At 61.3% G+C, this 17,734-nt stretch carries 23 protein-coding genes and 1 pseudogene; 16 read left to right on the top strand and 8 right to left on the bottom strand.

Going from position 1 to position 17,734, the window contains the following annotated elements:
* Positions 1-10 precede the first annotated feature (10 nt).
* The 4 genes from xoxF5 (at position 11) to OEG82_RS21030 (ending at position 3,757) form a co-directional block, all read left to right on the top strand.
* A complete protein-coding gene (gene xoxF5, locus OEG82_RS21045; RefSeq protein ID WP_267614300.1) occupies positions 11-1,813 on the top strand; it encodes a lanthanide-dependent methanol dehydrogenase XoxF5 in 1,803 nt (600 codons plus the stop codon).
* Positions 1,814-1,933: 120 nt separating this feature from the next.
* Positions 1,934-2,407, top strand: a complete 474-nt coding sequence (locus tag OEG82_RS21040; protein WP_324288988.1) for a c-type cytochrome, methanol metabolism-related — start codon at positions 1,934-1,936, stop codon at positions 2,405-2,407.
* Positions 2,391-3,221, top strand: a complete 831-nt coding sequence (locus tag OEG82_RS21035; RefSeq protein ID WP_267614299.1) for a substrate-binding domain-containing protein — start codon at positions 2,391-2,393, stop codon at positions 3,219-3,221. The genes OEG82_RS21040 and OEG82_RS21035 overlap by 17 nt, the downstream gene beginning before the upstream one ends.
* Positions 3,218-3,757 (top strand): PQQ-dependent catabolism-associated CXXCW motif protein, encoded by a 540-nt coding sequence (locus OEG82_RS21030; protein WP_425497605.1) that lies wholly within the window; start codon positions 3,218-3,220, stop codon positions 3,755-3,757. The genes OEG82_RS21035 and OEG82_RS21030 overlap by 4 nt, the downstream gene beginning before the upstream one ends.
* Positions 3,758-3,840: 83 nt before the next feature.
* On the opposite strand, the gene OEG82_RS21025 is transcribed toward OEG82_RS21030, so the two are convergent.
* Positions 3,841-3,999 carry a hypothetical protein gene (locus tag OEG82_RS21025; RefSeq protein WP_267614298.1) on the bottom strand — a complete coding sequence of 53 codons (159 nt, stop codon included), beginning with the start codon at positions 3,997-3,999 and terminating at the stop codon, positions 3,841-3,843.
* A 233-nt stretch (positions 4,000-4,232) separates the two neighbouring features.
* Between OEG82_RS21025 and OEG82_RS21020 the strand changes: the two genes are divergently transcribed.
* On the top strand, positions 4,233-4,805 hold the full coding sequence (locus tag OEG82_RS21020; protein ID WP_267614297.1) for a 5-formyltetrahydrofolate cyclo-ligase: 573 nt from the start codon (positions 4,233-4,235) through the stop codon (positions 4,803-4,805).
* Between the two features lie 7 nt (positions 4,806-4,812).
* Positions 4,813-5,637 carry a TIGR00282 family metallophosphoesterase gene (locus tag OEG82_RS21015; protein ID WP_267614296.1) on the top strand — a complete coding sequence of 275 codons (825 nt, stop codon included), beginning with the start codon at positions 4,813-4,815 and terminating at the stop codon, positions 5,635-5,637.
* Positions 5,638-5,658: 21 nt separating this feature from the next.
* Here OEG82_RS21015 and OEG82_RS21010 read toward each other — a convergent pair whose 3' ends face one another.
* The 3 genes from OEG82_RS21010 to OEG82_RS21000 all read right to left on the bottom strand — a co-directional run bounded on the left by OEG82_RS21010 (position 5,659) and on the right by OEG82_RS21000 (position 7,642).
* Positions 5,659-6,240: a tetratricopeptide repeat protein gene (locus tag OEG82_RS21010; protein WP_267614295.1), complete on the bottom strand. Its 582-nt coding sequence runs from the start codon at positions 6,238-6,240 to the stop codon at positions 5,659-5,661.
* Complete coding sequence (locus tag OEG82_RS21005) at positions 6,240-7,076, bottom strand: MBL fold metallo-hydrolase (RefSeq protein ID WP_267614294.1); 837 nt, start codon at positions 7,074-7,076, stop codon at positions 6,240-6,242. The genes OEG82_RS21010 and OEG82_RS21005 overlap by 1 nt, the downstream gene beginning before the upstream one ends.
* Positions 7,077-7,171: 95 nt before the next feature.
* The gene (locus OEG82_RS21000) at positions 7,172-7,642 is read right to left on the bottom strand and encodes a GFA family protein (protein WP_267614293.1); all 471 of its coding nucleotides are present in this window, start codon (positions 7,640-7,642) and stop codon (positions 7,172-7,174) included.
* 80 nt (positions 7,643-7,722) lie between these two features.
* Here OEG82_RS21000 and OEG82_RS20995 point away from each other — a divergent pair, with 80 nt between their 5' ends.
* Positions 7,723-8,469 (top strand): YebC/PmpR family DNA-binding transcriptional regulator, encoded by a 747-nt coding sequence (locus OEG82_RS20995; protein WP_267614292.1) that lies wholly within the window; start codon positions 7,723-7,725, stop codon positions 8,467-8,469.
* Positions 8,470-8,529: 60 nt separating this feature from the next.
* Here OEG82_RS20995 and OEG82_RS20990 read toward each other — a convergent pair whose 3' ends face one another.
* Entirely contained in the window at positions 8,530-9,516 is a 987-nt protein-coding gene (locus tag OEG82_RS20990; protein WP_267614291.1) for an LLM class flavin-dependent oxidoreductase, read from the bottom strand.
* A 159-nt stretch (positions 9,517-9,675) separates the two neighbouring features.
* On the opposite strand from OEG82_RS20990, the gene ruvC reads away from it, so the two are divergent.
* From ruvC to OEG82_RS20950, 8 genes and pseudogenes are all read left to right on the top strand, one after another.
* Positions 9,676-10,182 carry a crossover junction endodeoxyribonuclease RuvC gene (gene ruvC / locus OEG82_RS20985; RefSeq protein WP_267614290.1) on the top strand — a complete coding sequence of 169 codons (507 nt, stop codon included), beginning with the start codon at positions 9,676-9,678 and terminating at the stop codon, positions 10,180-10,182.
* 72 nt (positions 10,183-10,254) lie between these two features.
* On the top strand, positions 10,255-10,506 hold the full coding sequence (locus OEG82_RS20980; RefSeq protein ID WP_267614289.1) for an AbrB/MazE/SpoVT family DNA-binding domain-containing protein: 252 nt from the start codon (positions 10,255-10,257) through the stop codon (positions 10,504-10,506).
* A pseudogene (locus OEG82_RS20975) lies at positions 10,506-10,915 on the top strand (type II toxin-antitoxin system VapC family toxin). The gene OEG82_RS20980 and the pseudogene OEG82_RS20975 overlap by 1 nt, the downstream one beginning before the upstream one ends.
* Positions 10,916-10,922: 7 nt before the next feature.
* Positions 10,923-11,540, top strand: coding sequence for a Holliday junction branch migration protein RuvA (ruvA, locus tag OEG82_RS20970; RefSeq protein WP_267614288.1), 618 nt, complete (start codon positions 10,923-10,925; stop codon positions 11,538-11,540).
* Positions 11,541-11,591: 51 nt separating this feature from the next.
* Entirely contained in the window at positions 11,592-11,876 is a 285-nt protein-coding gene (locus tag OEG82_RS20965; protein ID WP_267614287.1) for an AbrB/MazE/SpoVT family DNA-binding domain-containing protein, read from the top strand.
* Positions 11,863-12,261 (top strand): type II toxin-antitoxin system VapC family toxin, encoded by a 399-nt coding sequence (locus OEG82_RS20960; RefSeq protein ID WP_267614286.1) that lies wholly within the window; start codon positions 11,863-11,865, stop codon positions 12,259-12,261. Before OEG82_RS20965 ends, OEG82_RS20960 begins: the two co-directional genes overlap by 14 nt.
* A complete protein-coding gene (gene ruvB, locus OEG82_RS20955) occupies positions 12,258-13,295 on the top strand; it encodes a Holliday junction branch migration DNA helicase RuvB (protein ID WP_267614285.1) in 1,038 nt (345 codons plus the stop codon). The genes OEG82_RS20960 and ruvB overlap by 4 nt, the downstream gene beginning before the upstream one ends.
* Entirely contained in the window at positions 13,296-14,195 is a 900-nt protein-coding gene (locus OEG82_RS20950) for a metallophosphoesterase (protein ID WP_267614284.1), read from the top strand.
* Here OEG82_RS20950 and OEG82_RS20945 read toward each other — a convergent pair.
* The 3 genes from OEG82_RS20945 to OEG82_RS20935 are packed head-to-tail and all read right to left on the bottom strand — an operon-like array spanning position 14,179 to position 17,146.
* Positions 14,179-15,063, bottom strand: coding sequence for an NAD-dependent epimerase/dehydratase family protein (locus OEG82_RS20945; protein WP_267614283.1), 885 nt, complete (start codon positions 15,061-15,063; stop codon positions 14,179-14,181). The genes OEG82_RS20950 and OEG82_RS20945 overlap by 17 nt on opposite strands.
* Positions 15,060-15,929 carry a glycosyltransferase gene (locus tag OEG82_RS20940; RefSeq protein WP_267614282.1) on the bottom strand — a complete coding sequence of 290 codons (870 nt, stop codon included), beginning with the start codon at positions 15,927-15,929 and terminating at the stop codon, positions 15,060-15,062. Before OEG82_RS20940 ends, OEG82_RS20945 begins: the two co-directional genes overlap by 4 nt.
* Entirely contained in the window at positions 15,926-17,146 is a 1,221-nt protein-coding gene (locus tag OEG82_RS20935; RefSeq protein WP_267614281.1) for an NAD-dependent epimerase/dehydratase family protein, read from the bottom strand. The genes OEG82_RS20940 and OEG82_RS20935 overlap by 4 nt, the downstream gene beginning before the upstream one ends.
* A gap of 130 nt (positions 17,147-17,276) precedes the next feature.
* Here OEG82_RS20935 and ybgC point away from each other — a divergent pair, with 130 nt between their 5' ends.
* Positions 17,277-17,726 carry a tol-pal system-associated acyl-CoA thioesterase gene (gene ybgC, locus OEG82_RS20930; RefSeq protein WP_267614280.1) on the top strand — a complete coding sequence of 150 codons (450 nt, stop codon included), beginning with the start codon at positions 17,277-17,279 and terminating at the stop codon, positions 17,724-17,726.
* The last annotated feature ends 8 nt before the right edge of the window (positions 17,727-17,734 follow it).

Genomic DNA, 17,734 nt, shown 5'->3' with positions numbered 1-17,734 from the left:
GGAGACGACTATGAGAAAGTTACTGGCTTTATCATCAGCGCTTGTGTTGGGGATGACCGCCATGGTCTCGGCCAACGACGGGCTGAAAGGACTGATTGACGACCCCAATCAATGGGCGATTCAAACCGGAGACTATTCCAACCAGCGCTATTCCACGCTGGACCAGATCAACAAGGACAATGTCGGCAATCTGCAGGTTGCGTGGACCTTCTCCACCGGCGTCCTGCGTGGCCACGAGGGCTCGCCCCCGGTGATCGGCAACGTGATGTATGTGCACACCCCGTTCCCCAACATCGTCTATGCGCTCGATCTCGCCAATGACGGCAAGATCATCTGGAAATACGAGCCGAAGCAGGACCCTGACGTGATCCCCGTCATGTGCTGCGACACCGTCAACCGCGGTGTGGCCTATGCTGACGGAAAGATCTTCCTGCATCAGGCGGATACGAAACTGGTCGCGCTCGATGCCGAGACAGGTGCCGAGGTCTGGAGCGTCATGAACGGCGATGCGGCCATCGGTGAAACCAACACGGCGACCGTGTTGCCGGTCGGCGACAAGGTGATCGTCGGCATTTCCGGCGGCGAGTTCGGTGTGCGCGGTCACGTGACCGCCTATTCCATTGCGGACGGCAGCCAGGTCTGGCGCGCCTATTCGATGGGCCCGGACAGCGACATCCTGGTTGACCCCGAGAAGACGACCCATCTCGGAAAACCGGTCGGCGCCGATTCCGGCACCAACACCTGGGAAGGTGACCAGTGGAAGATCGGTGGCGGCACCACATGGGGATGGTATTCCTATGATCCGGATGAAAATCTGGTCTATTACGGTACCGGCAACCCTTCGACATGGAACCCGGCGCAACGCCCCGGTGACAACCGCTGGTCGATGACCATCATGGCGCGTGATGCCGACACCGGTATTGCGAAATGGTTCTATCAGATGACCCCGCATGACGAGTGGGACTTTGACGGCATCAACGAGATGATCCTGACCGAGCAGGAAATCGACGGTGTCGAGCGCAAGCTGCTCACCCACTTTGACCGCAACGGCCTGGGCTACACCCTGGACCGGGTGACCGGCGAGTTGCTGGTGGCCGAAAAATTCGACCCGGCCGTCAACTGGACCACGGGTGTCGACATGGATCCGGACTCCAGCACCTATGGCCGCCCGGCGGTCGTTGCCGAATATTCGACCGAGCAGAACGGCGAAGACGTGAACTCCACCGGCATCTGTCCGGCGGCGCTCGGAACCAAGGACCAGCAGCCTGCAGCCTACTCGCCGCAGACAGAGCTGTTCTACGTGCCGACAAACCATGTGTGCATGGACTATGAGCCGTTCCGCGTCAGCTACACTGCGGGCCAGCCTTATGTCGGTGCAACGCTTGCAATGTATCCGGCCCCCGACAGCCATGGCGGCATGGGCAACTTCATCGCCTGGAACGGCAAGACCGGCCAGATCGAATGGTCGCTGCCCGAGCAGTTCTCGGTGTGGTCGGGTGCGCTGGCAACAGCCGGCAATGTGGTGTTCTACGGTACACTCGAAGGCTATCTCAAGGCCGTCGATGCCACCACGGGTGAGGAGCTCTACAAGTTCAAGACCCCGTCGGGCATCATCGGAAACGTGATGACCTACACCTATGATGGCAAGCAGTATATCGGGATCCTCTCGGGTGTCGGCGGCTGGGCCGGGATCGGCCTTGCGGCCGGCCTGACCAACCCCAATGATGGTCTGGGTGCCGTGGGTGGTTACGCTGCACTGAGCGACTATACCGCTCTTGGTGGTCAGCTGACCGTGTTCGCCCTGCCCAACTGAGGCGGATGCTTCACCAATCTGGATTGGCGCGGCCTTCGGGCGGCGCCAATCCTTCGCTCAGATTTTTCAGAGGTTACACTAATGCGGAATATCGCGTCCCTGCTGGTGACGGCAGTACTGATGTCAACCGGGTCGGTCACGCTGGCCCAGGACAGCTCGAACATTGACGCCGCCTATTCGGAAAATGGCCGGTATTTCACCGAAGACGACATCCCCACCTACAATATCGACGAAGAAGGCAGGATCGACTGGCTGACCTATTCCGGCTTCCGCCGCTATCACTCCGAATGCCATGTCTGCCATGGCCCCGAAGGCGAAGGCTCCACCTATGCGCCGGCGTTGAAGAAATCGGCCATCGAGCTCGACTACTATGATTTCATCGATGTCGTCGTCAACGGCCGCAAACGGGTCAATGCGTCGGAGAATTCCGTGATGCCGGCATTTGGCGACAACCCCAATGTCATGTGCTACCTTGATGACATCTATGTCTATCTCAAGGCCCGCGGCACGGAAGCCGTCCCGAGAGGTCGTCCGGGTGCGAAGGAACCGAAATCCGACGTGATCCGTGAGGATGAAAATGCGTGCATGGGTTAGTGCCTTCGCATTTTGCGGCGCCGCGCTCTGGGCCACCGCCCTGGCAGCGCAAACTTCGGATCTGGTCTCGCAGTCGAGCTTCCGGGTGTGCGCCGATCCGGCCAATGCGCCGATGTCCGCGCGTGACGGCACCGGGTTCGAGAACAGGCTGGCCGAGTTCTTCGCGGCCAGGCTTGAGCTCCCGGTGCAGTATGAATGGTACCCGATGGCCACGGGCTTCATCCGCAACACGCTGCGCGCCAATCGCTGCGATGTCGTCATCGGCTATGCCCAGGGCCACGAGATGGTTCTCAACACCAATCATTACTTCACCTCGGCCTATACGCTGGTGACCCGGTCCGATGGCCCGATTGCCGATGTCGACAGCCTGTCCGATTCCCGCCTGAAAGGGCTCAGTCTTGGCATTGTGGCCGGCTCGCCGCCGGCAACCCATCTGGCCCGCAACGGCCTGATCGGCAAGGCGCGGCCCTACAATCTGTTTGTCGACCGGCGCCATGAATCGCCGATTCCCGACATGCTCAATGACCTCAAGGAGGGAAAGATCGACGGCGCGCTGGTCTGGGGACCGATCGCGGGGCCGCTGGTCAAGCAGGGCTTTCCGGACCTCAAGGTCACGCCGCTGCTCAAGGAAACCCATCCGCCACGGCTGTTCTTCCGTATCACCATGGGTGTGCGCCAGGGCGAGAAGGTCTGGCAGCGAAAGCTGAATTCGCTGATCCGGCGCAACCAGGCCGAGATCAACGCCATCCTGAGCGAGGCCGGGGTGCCGCTGATCAATGACATGGGAACGGATCTGCTGGACCCGGTGCAGTGATCTTCAAAGCCGCAATTCTTGCGCTGTTGCTGCCTGTGGCGGCGCTGGCGCAGGGCGTAGCGGAGCCTGAAGACTATGAAACACAACATTATCGCGGCCCGGTCCCGCTGACCTTGAGCGGGGCGACCGTGGTCGATGCCCGGGCGGCTTTCGCGCTGTGGAAGACCGGCCGGGTGGTTTTTGTCGATGTGCTGCCGCGCGCGCCCAAGCCGGACAATCTGCCCGAAGGCACGATCTGGCGCGAGCAGCCGCGCGTTTCCATTCCCGGCGCAGTCTGGCTGCCCAATGTCGGCTATGGCAAGCTGGCTGCCGTCACCGAAACCTATTTCCGAAACGGCCTTGATGCCGCGACAGATGGCGACGTCTCGCGGCCGCTGGTGTTCTTCTGCCTGAGCGAATGCTGGATGTCGTGGAATGCCGCCAAGCGCGCCTTGGAATATGGCTATGAGCGCGTGTTCTGGTTTCCCGAAGGCACCGATGGCTGGGCCTTTGAAGATTTTCCGACGGCCATGATCGAGCCTGTCGAGGGCTATTGATGAGTGCCCCACAATAGGGCGCGGCCTGTGGTCAGGATCTGCCTGCACCGCATCTTGGGCGGCAAGGGTGGTCTGCGGCCTGTCTAGTGGATCAGTCCGAGCTTGAGGGCGCGGGCGACGGCCTCGATCGTGGTGCTGGCCATCAGCTTGCGGCAGGCAGAGGTCAGGGCCTTGATGTCATGCGCCCGGCCACGCGCCACCAGCTGCAGGCAGATCCGTTCCGGACTGGTCAATGGTTCCAAGGAGATAATCATCAAGACCCGCAAATGTGACCAGTGAAAAATTGGTGGAGATTTGTGTAGCCCCGGCGCGAGGCCCGCGACAACCCGATCCCGGGTACAACGGTGTATAATGCGTAAGCGGGTGTCCAGAATGAGACACACCCGCCCCGGCCTGGCGCAAAACCGCCCCGGAGATTGACCTTGAGCGGGAATCCGGCTTACGCCTTGTTCGCAAAGACCGGTTGGAGACGTTCATGGACAGCAAGGCAGTCATTCGCGCTTCGGCGCTAGCGCAGCGCGATCAGCTGGCGCCGGACCGCCGCATTGAAATGAGCCTTGCCATGGCCGACCACGCCGAGGCGATTGCCTTTGATCCCGGCACCGTGATCTCCGGCTATCTGCCGATCCGCTCCGAGCCGGATCTGCGGCCGTTGATGGCACGGTTCCGGGCCCGCGGCGCGCGATTGTGCCTGCCGGTGGTGCTCGACCGCGAAACCATCGTGTTTCGCGACTTCGTTCGCGGCGCCGATCTGGTCAAGACCGGTTTCGGCACATCGGGCCCGGGCCCGGAGGCCGAGATTCTTGATCCGGAGATCCTGCTGGTTCCGCTGTCGTCGTTTGACGCTGAAGGCAACCGGCTCGGCTATGGCGCGGGCCATTACGACCGGGCAATTGCGCGGCTGCGCGGCAAGGGTCTGGCACCCCGACTGATCGGCACGGCCTTTTCCTTTCAGCAGGCTGACCATGTGCCCGCCGAGCCGCATGACGTGCCGTTGTCGATGATCCTGACCGAGCTGGGCTTGCGCTCATGTCCGCAATCTCTATAGAGAGCCGATGCGCCTGTTATTTCTTGGAGACATGGTCGGACGATCCGGCCGCACCGCGGTCTGGAACCGCCTTCCCGGCCTGATCCGCGATCTCAAGCTGGATTTTGTCATCGTCAATGGTGAGAACGCCGCTGGCGGGTTCGGGATCACCGAAGCGATTTTTCTCGAAACGCTGGAAGCCGGCGCCGATGTGGTGACAACCGGCAATCACGTCTGGGATCAGCGCGAGGCGCTGGTCTATGCCGACCGGCAGGACCGGTTCCTGCGCCCGGCCAATTATCCGCCCGGGACTCCCGGTCGCGGCTCCAATCTCTATATCGCCCGCAACGGCGCGCGCGTGCTCGTTGCCAATGTGATGGGCCGGGTGTTCATGCATCCCGATCTCGACGATCCGTTTTCGGCCGGCGAGGCGATCCTCAATGCCTGTCCGCTGGGCGAGCAGGCCGATGCGGTGGTGTTCGACTTCCACGCCGAAGCCACCAGCGAAAAGCTCTGTTTCGGGCATTTCGTCGATGGCCGGGCCAGTTTCGTGGTCGGCACCCATACCCATGTGCCCACGGCCGATGCGCAGATCCTCAATGGCGGCACCGCCTATATGACCGATGCCGGCATGTGCGGCGATTATGATTCCTCCATCGGCATGGAAAAGGAAGAACCGATCAACCGGTTCCTGTCGCGGATTCCGAAGGGCCGTTTCGAGGCGGCGTCCGGGCCGGCGACGATCAGCGGCGTCGGCGTCGAGGTCTCCGACCGCACCGGGCTGGCCGAAAAGATCGCGCCGCTCAGGATCGGGCCGCGGCTGAGCGAAACCATGCCGGATTTCTGGAGCTGACCCAGCGGGCCGTCCTGACGTCTACAGATCCTGCTCCAGCCCCTTGATCGGCGGCCGTTCGGCATCGGCATCCGGCGGCAGCATGCCACGCTCCTTGAGCCAGGGATGAATGGCGACGGCGCGGGCGAGCGCCGCATAGGCCACTTCGGTGCGCCCCATCCGCAACAAGATGTGAAACATGCCTGACCAGGCGCCGAAATGCTGCGGTTCGAGTTCAACCGCGCGTTCAAGATCAGACAGCGCCCCGTCGGCATTGTCGCGCAGGAAGCGGGCAAAGGCCCTCTGGTTCCAGCCCTCGGCATAGTCCGGCGCATCGCGGACAGCGATGTCGAAGGCGGTTTCCGCGGCTTCGAAATCATAGCTCTCGCGACGCTCCATGCCATGATCTATGGCATCGCGGATTTCCAGTGTCGGCGCCTGGTCGAGCCACCAGCGCCAGATCGCGTTCTCGGCTTCGCGTCCCTCTTGCTCGGTCCTGGCCGCCTTCAATGCCGCAAACAGCCTGTCGCGTTGACTGGCGGTGTCCGCCAGCAGCACTGACGGGCTTGCAGCAGCCACGGCCAGCATCGCGAGGTGGCCCAGAACATTGCGCCGCGTGATCATCAGATCCCCTTCAGAACCAGAATGGTCGGCTGGCGCGGCAGGCTGCGGGCGGAAATGGTGAAGCTGTCGGCATTGACGTAATCGACCAGAAACCGGTCACCCATCATGGTGATGAAGGACGACAGCGGCGCGCCGCGACGGTGCATCGGCAACAGGATCGAGGATTGCAGGCGCCGGGCAAGCCCGGTCATGCCCTCATGGCTCAGGGTCAATCCGCCATCGACCGGCACCATGACAATGTCGAGCCGCCCGATCTGCGCGAAATGCCGGTCCTCCAGTGGATGATGCAGATGCCCCAGATGACCGATGCACAGATCGGCGACCTCGAAAATGAAGATCGAATTGCCGTCGGGCTCCATGGTGCCGAAATTGCGGATGTCGGTGGTGACATTGCGAATGTAGACATCGTCCACCACCAGATGGTGCTCAGCCGGGCTCTGGTCGAAATTCCAGCCGCGCAGCACATGGTCAATCCGCTCGTCCGGCGCCAGGGTGAAATGCGAGGAATGCGCCTTGTTCATGGTGACGACATCGGGAATGGAGACGCGTCCGGCCCAGCCGTTGAAATCGGTGGCAATGGTGATGCCGGCCGGTGTGGTGATCACATAGGTGGAATGGCCGGCAAACATGATCTCGACTTCGCCGGATCCGGCTGCCGCGAGCTGAACCCGCCCGGAGACGGTATCGGCCGGCGTCAGATTGGCATAGGTCACGCCGGGCAGCGACTGGGCCACGGCCATGCACTGGCTGAACGGGCGCTGGCCCTCCTGGGCTGTGGCAGGGGATCCCAGAAACAAGGTGGCGGCAACAAGAATGAAGGCTTTGATACGGGGCATGATGGTGGCTCCGTGGCTGATGTCTTTCACTTGGCTAAGTGTAGGGCAGTCTGACGCAAGGTAAAGACCTGTCTTCAGTCCGATATGGTGCGACCCTAGCCAGTCATGTGCTGCCATCGTTGTTTCAGCGCGGCGTAATTGTCCTCAGGCTGGCGTTCATAACTGATCTCGTCGGCGCTGATCGCCATGAATTTCTGTTTCGAACTGGCCCAGATGTGTCCGGCGGGCATCAGCCAGGAAGTGTCATCCAGCGTGCCGGCCTTGATGTTGATCTCCTCCGAGCCGCTGGTGCCGTGCCAGATGCGGACGCCGCAATCGGGACAGAACCAGCCCTGGCGCTGTTTGCCGGATTCACTTTCGCGGCTCATGCACCGCAGGCCCGGGTCGATATCGAGACCCTCGCTCCGGATCCGCAGGCTCTCGCCAAAGGCCGAGGAGGTCTGCCGCTGGCACTCGGAGCAGTGGCACAGATAAAACACCAACGGCCGCGCCCGCAGCCGGTAGCGGATCCTGCCGCATTGGCAGCCGCCGCTCAGGGGCAGGGGCGGGACGATGGTGTGATGCATGGCCGGAACCTTCTGGACGAATTGGAGTAAGCAATTTATAAGGCGGGCAACCCAAGTCCAGAGCAAACCACAGAGGCGTCATGGCCGGCCATTCACAATTTAAAAACATCATGCACCGCAAGGGACGGCAAGACGCCGTCCGTTCCAAGATGTTCTCCAAGCTGGGGCGCGAAATCACCGTCGCCGCCAAGATGGGCGCGCCCGATCCGGCGATGAACCCGCGGCTGAGACTGGCGATCCAGAACGCCAAGGCGCAGTCGATGCCCAAGGACAACATCCAGCGCGCCGTCAACAAGGCGACCGGTGGCGACAGCGAGAATTATGATGAAGTGCGTTACGAGGGCTATGGCCCGGGCGGCGTTGCCGTCATCGTCGAGGCGCTGACCGACAACCGCAACCGCACGGCGTCGAATGTGCGCGCGGCGTTCACCAAATCCGGTGGCGCGCTGGGCGAAACCGGCTCGGTGGGCTTCATGTTCTCGCGCGTCGGCGAAATCATCTATCCGCCGGAAGCCGGCGACGCCGACGCGATCATGGAAGCCGCCATCATGGCCGGCGCCGAAGACGTGACCAGCAGCGAAGACGAACACAACATCATCTGCGCCTTCGAGGATATCGGCGAAGTCTCCACCGCGCTGGAAGAGGCGCTCGGCGAAGCGCAGTCGATCCGCGCAATCTGGAAGCCGCAGACCACGGCGCCGGTCGACGAGGACAAGGCGGAATCGGTGCTCAAGCTGATCGCCACGCTCGACGACGACGATGACGTGCAGAACGTCTATGCCAATTTCGAAGTCTCCGACGAAGTCATGGCCAAGCTCTCGGCCTGACCGGTCAGACTGCTGCAGACAATCAACCGCCGGCCTCCAGGGCCGGCGGTTTTGTCTTGTTCAGAGCGTTTCGCGCATCTCGCCGAAGAGATCGACCGATTTCAGCCGTGCGTCGAGCGAATGGATCGGCATCGAGATCATGATCTCGTCGGCCCTTGTGGCCTTGATGAAATCCTGCATCTGCGCCTTGGCGCTTTCGGGCCCGCCGACGATGGCATAGCGCAGCATGTGCTCGACATTGATCTTTTCCATCTCGTTCCAGTAGCCATCCATGGATGCGATCGGGCGGGGCATTTTCCCGCGCGTGTTGCGGCGCATGTTGACAAAGCTCTGCTGCAGGGTGGTGAACAGATGCGCGGCCTCATCATCGGTGTCGGCCATCACGCCCATCACGGCGGCCATGACGAAGGGCGCGTCGAGTTGGGCGGACGGGGTGAACTTGTCGCGATAGATATCGAGCGCTTCCAGCAGCATGTCGGGTGCGAAATGCGAGGCGAAGGCATAGGGAAGGCCAAGTGCTGCAGCCAGATGGGCGCTGTAGATGCTCGATCCGAGAATCCACAGCGGCACATGCGAGCCGGCGCCGGGGATGGCGATCAGTTTGGTGTCGTCGGGCTCGCCCAGCCAGTGCTGCAATTCGAGAATGTCATCGGGGAAGCTCTGGGCCCCGGTTTCCAGATTGCGCCTGAGCGCGCGGGCGGTGTTCATGTCGGTGCCCGGCGCGCGGCCGAGGCCGAGATCGACGCGACCTGGAAACAGCGCTTCGAGCGTTCCGAACTGTTCGGCAATGACCAGCGGCGCGTGGTTGGGCAGCATGATGCCGCCAGAGCCGATGCGGATAGTGCTGGTCGCCCGTCCGGCCTCGGCGATCACCAGCGCTGTCGCCGCACTGGCAATGCCTTTCATGCCGTGATGCTCGGCAAGCCAGAACCGGGTGTAACCGGCGTCCTCGGCGCGCTTGGCCATCAGCGGAGTTGCGGCCAGCGCATCGCTGACGGTGCCGCCTTCGACGATGGGGCAGAGATCGAGAATTGAAATCGCGGTCATGAAGTGTCTTTCGAAGCTGTGCAGGGGGCTGTGAATTACTTCCCACCATGTAGGACGTCACCGGTGGAAAGCCAAAAACTGTTTCGTGATCAGGAGGTTTGTTTTTGCTTTGTTCACATTTTGATGGAAAGGTCGGACGCAGGAAGCTAGGGTTTTTTGATGAGAGAAGCGATTCGAATTATCGGGATTGATCCCGGCTTGCGGAACACCGGCTGGGGTGTTGTCGAGAGCCTCGGCAATTCCCTGCATTTTGTCGCCTCCGGCACGGTGAAGTCCGATGCCAAGCTCGATCTCGCCTCTCGGCTGATGCAGCTTTACGACGGTCTTGAAACTGTCCTGCATGAATATCAGCCGTTCGAGGCGGCGGTGGAAAACACCTTCGTCAACAAGGACGCCACCGCGACGCTGAAGCTCGGCCAGGCCCGTGGCATTGCCATGGTGGTGCCGGCACGCGCCGGATTGCGGGTTGCCGAATATGCGCCCAATGCGGTCAAGAAGGCGGTGATCGGCGTCGGCCATGGTGACAAGAAACAGATCGTGATGATGGTCAAGATGCTGATGCCGAAGGCCAGTTTTGACAGCGAACATGCTGCCGACGCTCTGGCGATCGCCATCTGTCATGCGCATCACCGCACATCGCCGGCCTGGCGCATGGCGGCGGAATGATCTAGCCTATTTGTTCTTGACATGTTCTCTTGGTTCCGACATTTTCCTACAAATTCAAACCGGGAAAATGCGATGCGCGTGTCGGAAAAAGGCCAGATTACAATCCCCAAACACCTCCGGGAACGGGCTGGAATCGCGCCGAATTCCGAGGTGACGGTGGATTTTGACGGCGGAAGACTGATCATTGCGGCAGCCGACCGGCAGGAGGAGAAAGCCAATCGCGCCCGGCTGGAGCAATTCATGCAGGCCTTGCGCAGGCTGGAAGGAACCGGCGATCAATCGATCGATGCCGATCAATTGATGCAGATGACGCGGGACCGGTGATGCGGGTGCTTGTGGACACCAATGTGCTGGTGGATGTGGCAGTCGGCGATCCTGCCTGGGCCGATTGGTCGCAAACGGCACTGACGCAGGCTTTCGAGCGCAGGCTGGTCATCAATCCGATCGTCTTTTCCGAGTTCAGCGTGCGTTACGAGAGCTATGACGCGGCGATCCAGGCGCTTGATCTGGACGAATCCAGCGGGAGAACCTGCCCTGGGAGGCGGCCTTTGCCGCAGGTCAGGCGTTCAGGCTCTACCGGATGAGGGGAGGGCGCGGGGAGAAGGTGCTGCCGGATTTTTTCATCGGTGCGCATGCCGCCGTGCGCGGCTATTCCGTTTTGACCCGTGATCCGCAAGGCTACAGAGCCTATTTCCCCGATGTCGAGGTGATTTCGCCCGACACCCATCCGTGAGAGTTCAATGATCGGCAAACTCAAGGGCAGCATTGAAGAAATCGCAGAGGACCATGTGCTCATCGATGTGCACGGGGTCTGTTACGTGGCCTATTGTTCGGCGCGCACGCTGTCGCGGCTTGGCTCGGCCGGCGAGGCGGCGGTGCTGTTCATCGAGACCTATGTGCGTGAGGACCAGCTCAGGCTGTTCGGTTTCGAAAGCCAGCTCGAGCGCGAATGGTTCCGGCTGCTGCAAAGCGTCCAGGGCGTTGGCGCCAAGGTGGCGCTGGCGGTGCTTTCGACGCTGACGCCGTCCGATCTCGCCAATGCGATCGCCTTGCAGGACAAGGCCACCGTGGCGCGCGCGCCGGGCATCGGCCCGAAAGTGGCGCAGCGCATCGTCACCGAACTCAAGAACAAGGTTCCCGCCTATGCCGTTGACGCCGGGGAGGCCATGGGGCTGAAACAGGAACTGGGCGAAGGCGTGGCCGCCGCACCGGTGGCCGATGCGGTGTCGGCATTGACCAATCTGGGCTATTCCCGCGATCAGGCCGCCAATGCGGTGGCTGCGGCGATGAAGCTTGCCGGTGAGGACGTCGATTCAGCCAAGCTGATCCGGTTGGGGCTGAAGGAACTGGCCCGGTAGGGCTTTCCTTGCAAGAAGATTTATTCCTTACTATTATAACAGGTAAGGAATATGCGTAGAGGTAAGGAAATGGGCATCGAATCCAAGATTACCAGCAAGGGTCAGACGACGATTCCGATCGAGGTGCGGGACTATCTCAAGATCGGCGCGGGCGATCGCATCGGCTATGAATTCGTCAAGGGCAAGGTTGTGCTGGTTCCAAAGAACCGAAGCGCGCTCGATTTTGCAGGCGTTCTCTTCGAGCCGGATCGCGCGCCGGTTTCAGTGGAGACCATGAACGAGGCAATCGGCGAGGTCATTTCCGATCGGTACGAGCACTCGCATGATCGGGATTGACACCAACATCATCGTCCGGCTTCTGACCCGGGATGACAAGACGCAATTTGATGCTGCGGTAGCACTGGTCAAGGCCAGCGGCGCCGACAGACCGCTCTTCGTCAACCCGATGGTCATTGCCGAGACCATCTGGGTGCTGGAACGGGTGTACAAGACTGATCGGGAAACCGCGCGCAGCCAGGTGGCGGGTTTGCTCGACACGGTGGAAATCAAGGTGCCGGAGATGTTGCATATGAAAAACTGGGCCGAATGGCTGCATTCGCCACATCCGGATTTTTCCGATGTCGTCATCGCCGGGATCAACCGGGACAATGGCTGCGAGAAGACCATGACCTTTGACAAAAAGGCCGCCGCATCCGTGCCCGGCATGGAGTTGTTGTCGTGAGCGAATCCGACCGTTTGATCGATGCTGAAAAGCGTGGCGAGGACATCGACACGACGCTGCGGCCGCAGTCGCTGGACGAGTTCACCGGCCAGGCCGATGCGCGCGCCAATCTCAAGGTGTTCATCGAGGCGGCCAAGAACCGCGGCGAAGCGCTCGACCATGTGCTGTTTGTCGGCCCGCCCGGTCTCGGCAAGACCACGCTGGCGCAGATCATGGCCAAGGAGCTGGGGGTGAATTTTCGCTCCACCTCCGGTCCGGTGATCGCCAAGGCCGGCGATCTGGCGGCGCTTCTGACAAATCTTGAAGACCGCGATGTCTTGTTCATCGACGAGATCCACCGGCTCAGTCCGGCGGTCGAGGAAATCCTCTATCCAGCGATGGAGGATTTCCAGCTCGACCTGATCATCGGCGAAGGCCCGGCGGCGCGCTCGGTGAAAATCGACCTGTCGCGCTTTACCCTGGTGGCGGCCACCACCCGGCTGGGGCTGTTGACCAATCCGCTGCGCGACCGGTTCGGCATTCCGGTGCGGCTGCAGTTCTACACCGTTGCCGAGCTTGAGCTGATCGTGCGCCGTGGCGCCCGCATCATGGGGCTGGGCATGACTGACGAGGGCGCTCTGGAGATTGCCCGCCGGTCGCGGGGCACGCCGCGCATTGCCGGGCGGCTGCTCAGGCGCGTTAGGGATTTTGCCGAAGTGGCAAAGGCCGAGGCCGTCACCCGGGCCATCGCCGATGAAGCGCTGACCCGGCTTTCGGTCGACAGCATCGGGCTCGACCAGCTCGACCGGCGCTATCTCGACATGATCGTGCGCAATTTCGGCGGCGGCCCGGTGGGGATCGAAACCATTGCCGCCGGCCTGTCGGAGCCGCGCGATGCCATCGAGGACATCATCGAGCCCTATCTGATCCAGCAGGGGTTCCTGCAGCGCACGCCGCGCGGAAGGGTGCTGACCCAGCGCGCCTGGGGTCATATGGGGCTCAACCCGCCCGGGGATCTCGCCGCCACCCAGGCCAGCCTGTTTGAAGAGGAATGAATGCTCACGCGCCGGACCTTTCTCAAGACAATGCTTGTCGGAGCTGTGGGCCTGACCGGTCTCGCTGCCTATCCATTTGTCGAAGTGCTCGCCAGACCTCGCGTGACGCGCTACTCGCTCAAGCCGCCCGGCTGGACAGACGGATTGAAGCTTCGGATCTGCGCGCTTGCCGACTTTCACGCCTGCGAGCCGTGGATGAACCTGTCACGCATCAAGTCGATTTGTGAGAAGGCAAATTCGCTTGAGGCAGACATTATTCTCCTGCTGGGGGACTATGCTGCGGGAACGCGGCTGGTGAGTGATTACGTTAATTCCGCGGACTGGTCTCGCGCACTGGCGTCTCTTCAGGCACCCCTCGGTGTCCACGCCATTCTTGGCAATCACGACTATTGGGAAGACCTCGCTTTCCAGAAAGATCAGCGGTCGGAAAACATCGCGGCCAGTGCGCTACGAAAAGCGGGAATTGCGACTTATATCAACGATTCAGTTCGGTTGGAGAAGGATGGGCGCCCTTTCTGGATTGCGGGACTTGGCGATCAATTGGCGCTCCTGCCGGGATCAGGCTCTGGACGATCGTCTGTCGTCGGGATCGATGATCTCCGCGGGACGCTGTCGCAGGTAACTGACGAAGCTCCTGTTCTCCTTATGGCGCATGAACCGGATATTTTTCCCAGTGTACCGGACAGGGTAAGCCTTACGCTGTGCGGTCACACTCATGGCGGTCAGGTCAACATATTCGGTTGGCGACCGGCGGCGGCGTCCGCAGGGTCGCGGCGGTATCCACTCGGTCACTACCGTGAGGAAAATCGCGACATGATCGTGTCCAAGGGCTTGGGCTGTTCGATACTTCCGGTACGGATCGGCGCTTGGCCGGAAATCTTGCTCATTGAGTTAGGCTAAGCACTGCTGTGGTTTTTTTCAGCAATGGCCAACCTCCAGGTATCCAGCCAAGCCGTCTGATTTTGCTCGTATCCATCTCGGCCACACCCGACTTGTCTGCCGCAAGTGGGAGCGCTGGAGAGCCTGGATTGTTCTGGTGCAGCGTTTCAAGCAGGTCGCACGTGTCAGCTACAAGGTCAGAGACATTGAATGCCTGGCCACCGATCTTTTTCAGCTCGGATTCCAGCATCAGCCGCACGGCTTGGCCGACATCGTGGCCATGAACTTCTGAACCTGCGCGAACCGGTATCTCGCGGCCAGCAAGGAAATCGGCGAACAACGTGTCCCACTTGTTTGGGCGCAATTCGCCATAAACTCCAGTCAAACGCAGACCTGATGTAACAAAATCTGGCGCATTCAACCCTGCAAGCGCCCGTTCACCCAGAAGCTTGATCTCGCCGTATAGCGAGGCCGGCTGCAGATCGAGGGTTTCCGTCAGCCGGGTGCCCGGGGGCACACCGTCATAGACCGCGCGGCTGGACAAAAACACTACACGCCGGACGTCCGCGCGCTTCGCGGCTTCGAACAGATTGATCGTTCCCTCAACGTTGCTGCGCCGGAAACGGGCCGGATCATCGCCTTCGCCACCACGATAGCGTCCGGGCAGGTGATCGAAGGCTGCATGGATGAAGGCATCCACATCTGCGAACATGTCACCGGGGCTCCGGTCCGGATCGAGGCTGAGCGGGCGGAATTCGACGGGTTTCGAAAACAGCCCGCCTGCCGGCGGGGTCCGCCCGCCGACCACGATCTCATAGTTTGCGTCCAGCAAAGCTTCGACAATGTAGCGGCCGACCAGGCCGGTGCCGCCGGAAATCAGTGCCTTCATGCGTTCGCGACCGCGATTGGGCCTGCAAGCGAAGCAATGTCGGGGATCGCCTCGCCCTCATAAAAGGCCTGCCAGAGATCGATCAGCGGCTTGAGCTCTGCTGATCTCGGATGGCCCGCCTCCCAGGGTTTTTCATACTGGTAATGCAGCACGCCGATCTGCTTCCAGTCCCACAGCTCCGGCAGGTTGAACCAGACATATTGCAGCATGTTCATGAACACCGGCAGCCCGTGCCAGTCGGGAAAGAACGTCTCCAGAAAGGTCTGGTCGGTGCGCCGCCAGAAAACTTCCGGCTGGTCAAGCATGTCCAGCATGGCGGCGAAAGTCGCCTCAGATGGACGGGCGACAAAGACGCCGGAATTGAGCCGGTGAAAATCGCCCAGGCTCTCATAGACATTGGGGGCGGCGGAAAATTCCGGATAGTCAAACAGCCTGTCGATGTTGCGCAGCACCAGCGCGTCGGCATCAATAAAGACGCAAGCCTCGTACTCGGTGAGTTGCCAGAGCCGCAGCTTGCAGAAATTGTCGAGCGGCGAATGGAAGGCCGGCTTGCGGCCTTTTGCAAAGGGCGCTGCTGCATGCAGATTGCCGCGGGCATGGCGCTGGTTGAAGGCGTCCGACAGCGGCAAATGATCGACCTCGACCAGCCGGCAGCCAAGCGCTGCGAGCGGCGCCAGATCGGCCCCGACCACAGCGCCGGTGTGCAGCACCACGATATCGGCAGCACTTCCGCTCAGGCCGATCGATCGGGCCAGCGCCACAGCCCCCATGGCGTAATCCGCATTGGTGACAAGCGTGACAAAGGCGCGCGCGGAAGCGGCCTTGCCGCCCTGCACGCCCGTCTGCGTCGCTGCCACTTTGCTCATGAGACGGATTTGAGCTTCTTGCCTTCGGGATCGCGGTTGATCGACGTGGCAATGTCCTTGGTCCAGGCCGAGACGGCGGGAACCCGCGAGCGGTCGACGCGATAGGCGAACTTTTTGGCCACATCGACAACTTCGCCCAGCAGCCCTTGCTTCAGCGTCGTCGGCTCAAGCCCCAGCTCGAGGAATTTCTCGTTGTGAACGACGAGATCGTTTTCCGCCGCTTCCTTGCGCGGATTGGGCAGCCAGGCGATCTCGGCGCCGGTCATGGCGGAAATCATCCTGGCCAGATCGCGCACCCGGTGGGTCTCGGTCATCTGGTTGAAGATCTCGACCTTGGAGCCGCGCGCCGGCGGATTGCTCAATGCGATCTCGATGCAGCGCACCGAATCCTGGATGTGGATGAAGGCGCGGGTCTGGCCACCGGTGCCGTGCACGGTGAGCGGATAGCCGATCGCCGCCTGGATCAGGAAACGGTTGAGCACTGTGCCATAGTCGCCGTCATAATCGAACCGGTTGACCAGCTGGTCATGCCGCCGGGTCTGGTCGGTGTGGGTGCCCCAGACAATGCCCTGGTGCAGATCGGTGATCCTGAGCGCGTCGTTCTTGGCGTAGAACTGGAAGATCAGCTGATCGAGGCATTTGGTCATGTGGTAGATTGAGCCGGGATTGGCCGGATACAAAATGTCCTGCTGCACCGTCTCGCCATCCATGGTCTCGATGCCGACCGGCAGATAGCCCTCGGGGATGGCAGCACCGACGGTGGAATAGCCATAGACGCCCATGGTGCCCAGATGCACCAGATGTGCGTCGAGGCCCAGTTCGACCATGGCATTGAGCAGATTGTGGGTGGCATTGACGTTGTTGTTGACGGTGTAATTCTTGTGGCGGTCGCTTTTCATCGAATAGGGGGCGGCGCGCTGTTCGGCGAAATGCACGATGGCGTCGGGACGCTCTTCGGCCAGCCAGTTTTTCAGCACATCATAGTCGCGGGCCAGGTCGATGAGATGGAAATGGATCTTGCGACCGGTCTCGGCATGCCAGATCCGGGTGCGTTCCTGGATCGAATCCATCGGGGTGAGCGACTGCACCCCGAGTTCGGTGTCGATCCAGCGGCGCGACAGGTTGTCGATGATGTGGATCTCATGTCCGGCGTTGGACAGGTGCAGTGCCGTTGGCCAGCCAACAAAGCCGTCGCCGCCCATGATTGCAATCTTCATCGATGATTCTCCTGTGCCCATCCGGTTTCAATCCTGATAGATCGGTTTTATGACAGAATGACGATTGCCCCCAAATGCATCGGATGGCTGTGAAAAAACAAGGGGCAATATGCCAGCGAGGTTTGAAAACATGGATGAATCCCTGTCGGGACACCTGGCTGACGGCGGCCACCGGCTGACGCAGCGGGTCTATTACGAGGACACGGATTTTTCCGGTTTCGTCTATCACGCCCGCTACCTGCACTTCTTCGAACGCGGCAGAACCGATTACATCCGGCTGCTGGGTGTGTCGCAGGGTGCGCTGCATGCCGGCGCCGAGCCGGCGGACGCCGTGGCCTTTGTGGTGCGGCGCATGGAGATCGATTTCAAGGCACCGGCGCGGATGGATGATGTGCTGACCATTCTCACCACGCCGGCCGAGATCCGCGGCGCGCGGATGCAGTTGCAACAGATCATCAAGCGCGGCGATGACACCCTGGCGCTGGCGGCGGTCACTGTCGCGGTGGTCAATGGCCATGGCCGGGCGCGACGGTTGCCCGAGGCGCTGCTGGCGCGTTTGAGTGGCGACCAGGTCGCCTGAACTCCCAT

It is taken from the genome of Hoeflea ulvae (assembly GCF_026619435.1).
Taxonomy (GTDB): Bacteria; Pseudomonadota; Alphaproteobacteria; order Rhizobiales; family Rhizobiaceae; genus Hoeflea; species Hoeflea ulvae.
The sequence above is the reverse complement of the archived record's forward strand: the minus strand, read 5'-3'. Positions and strand labels throughout refer to the sequence as shown.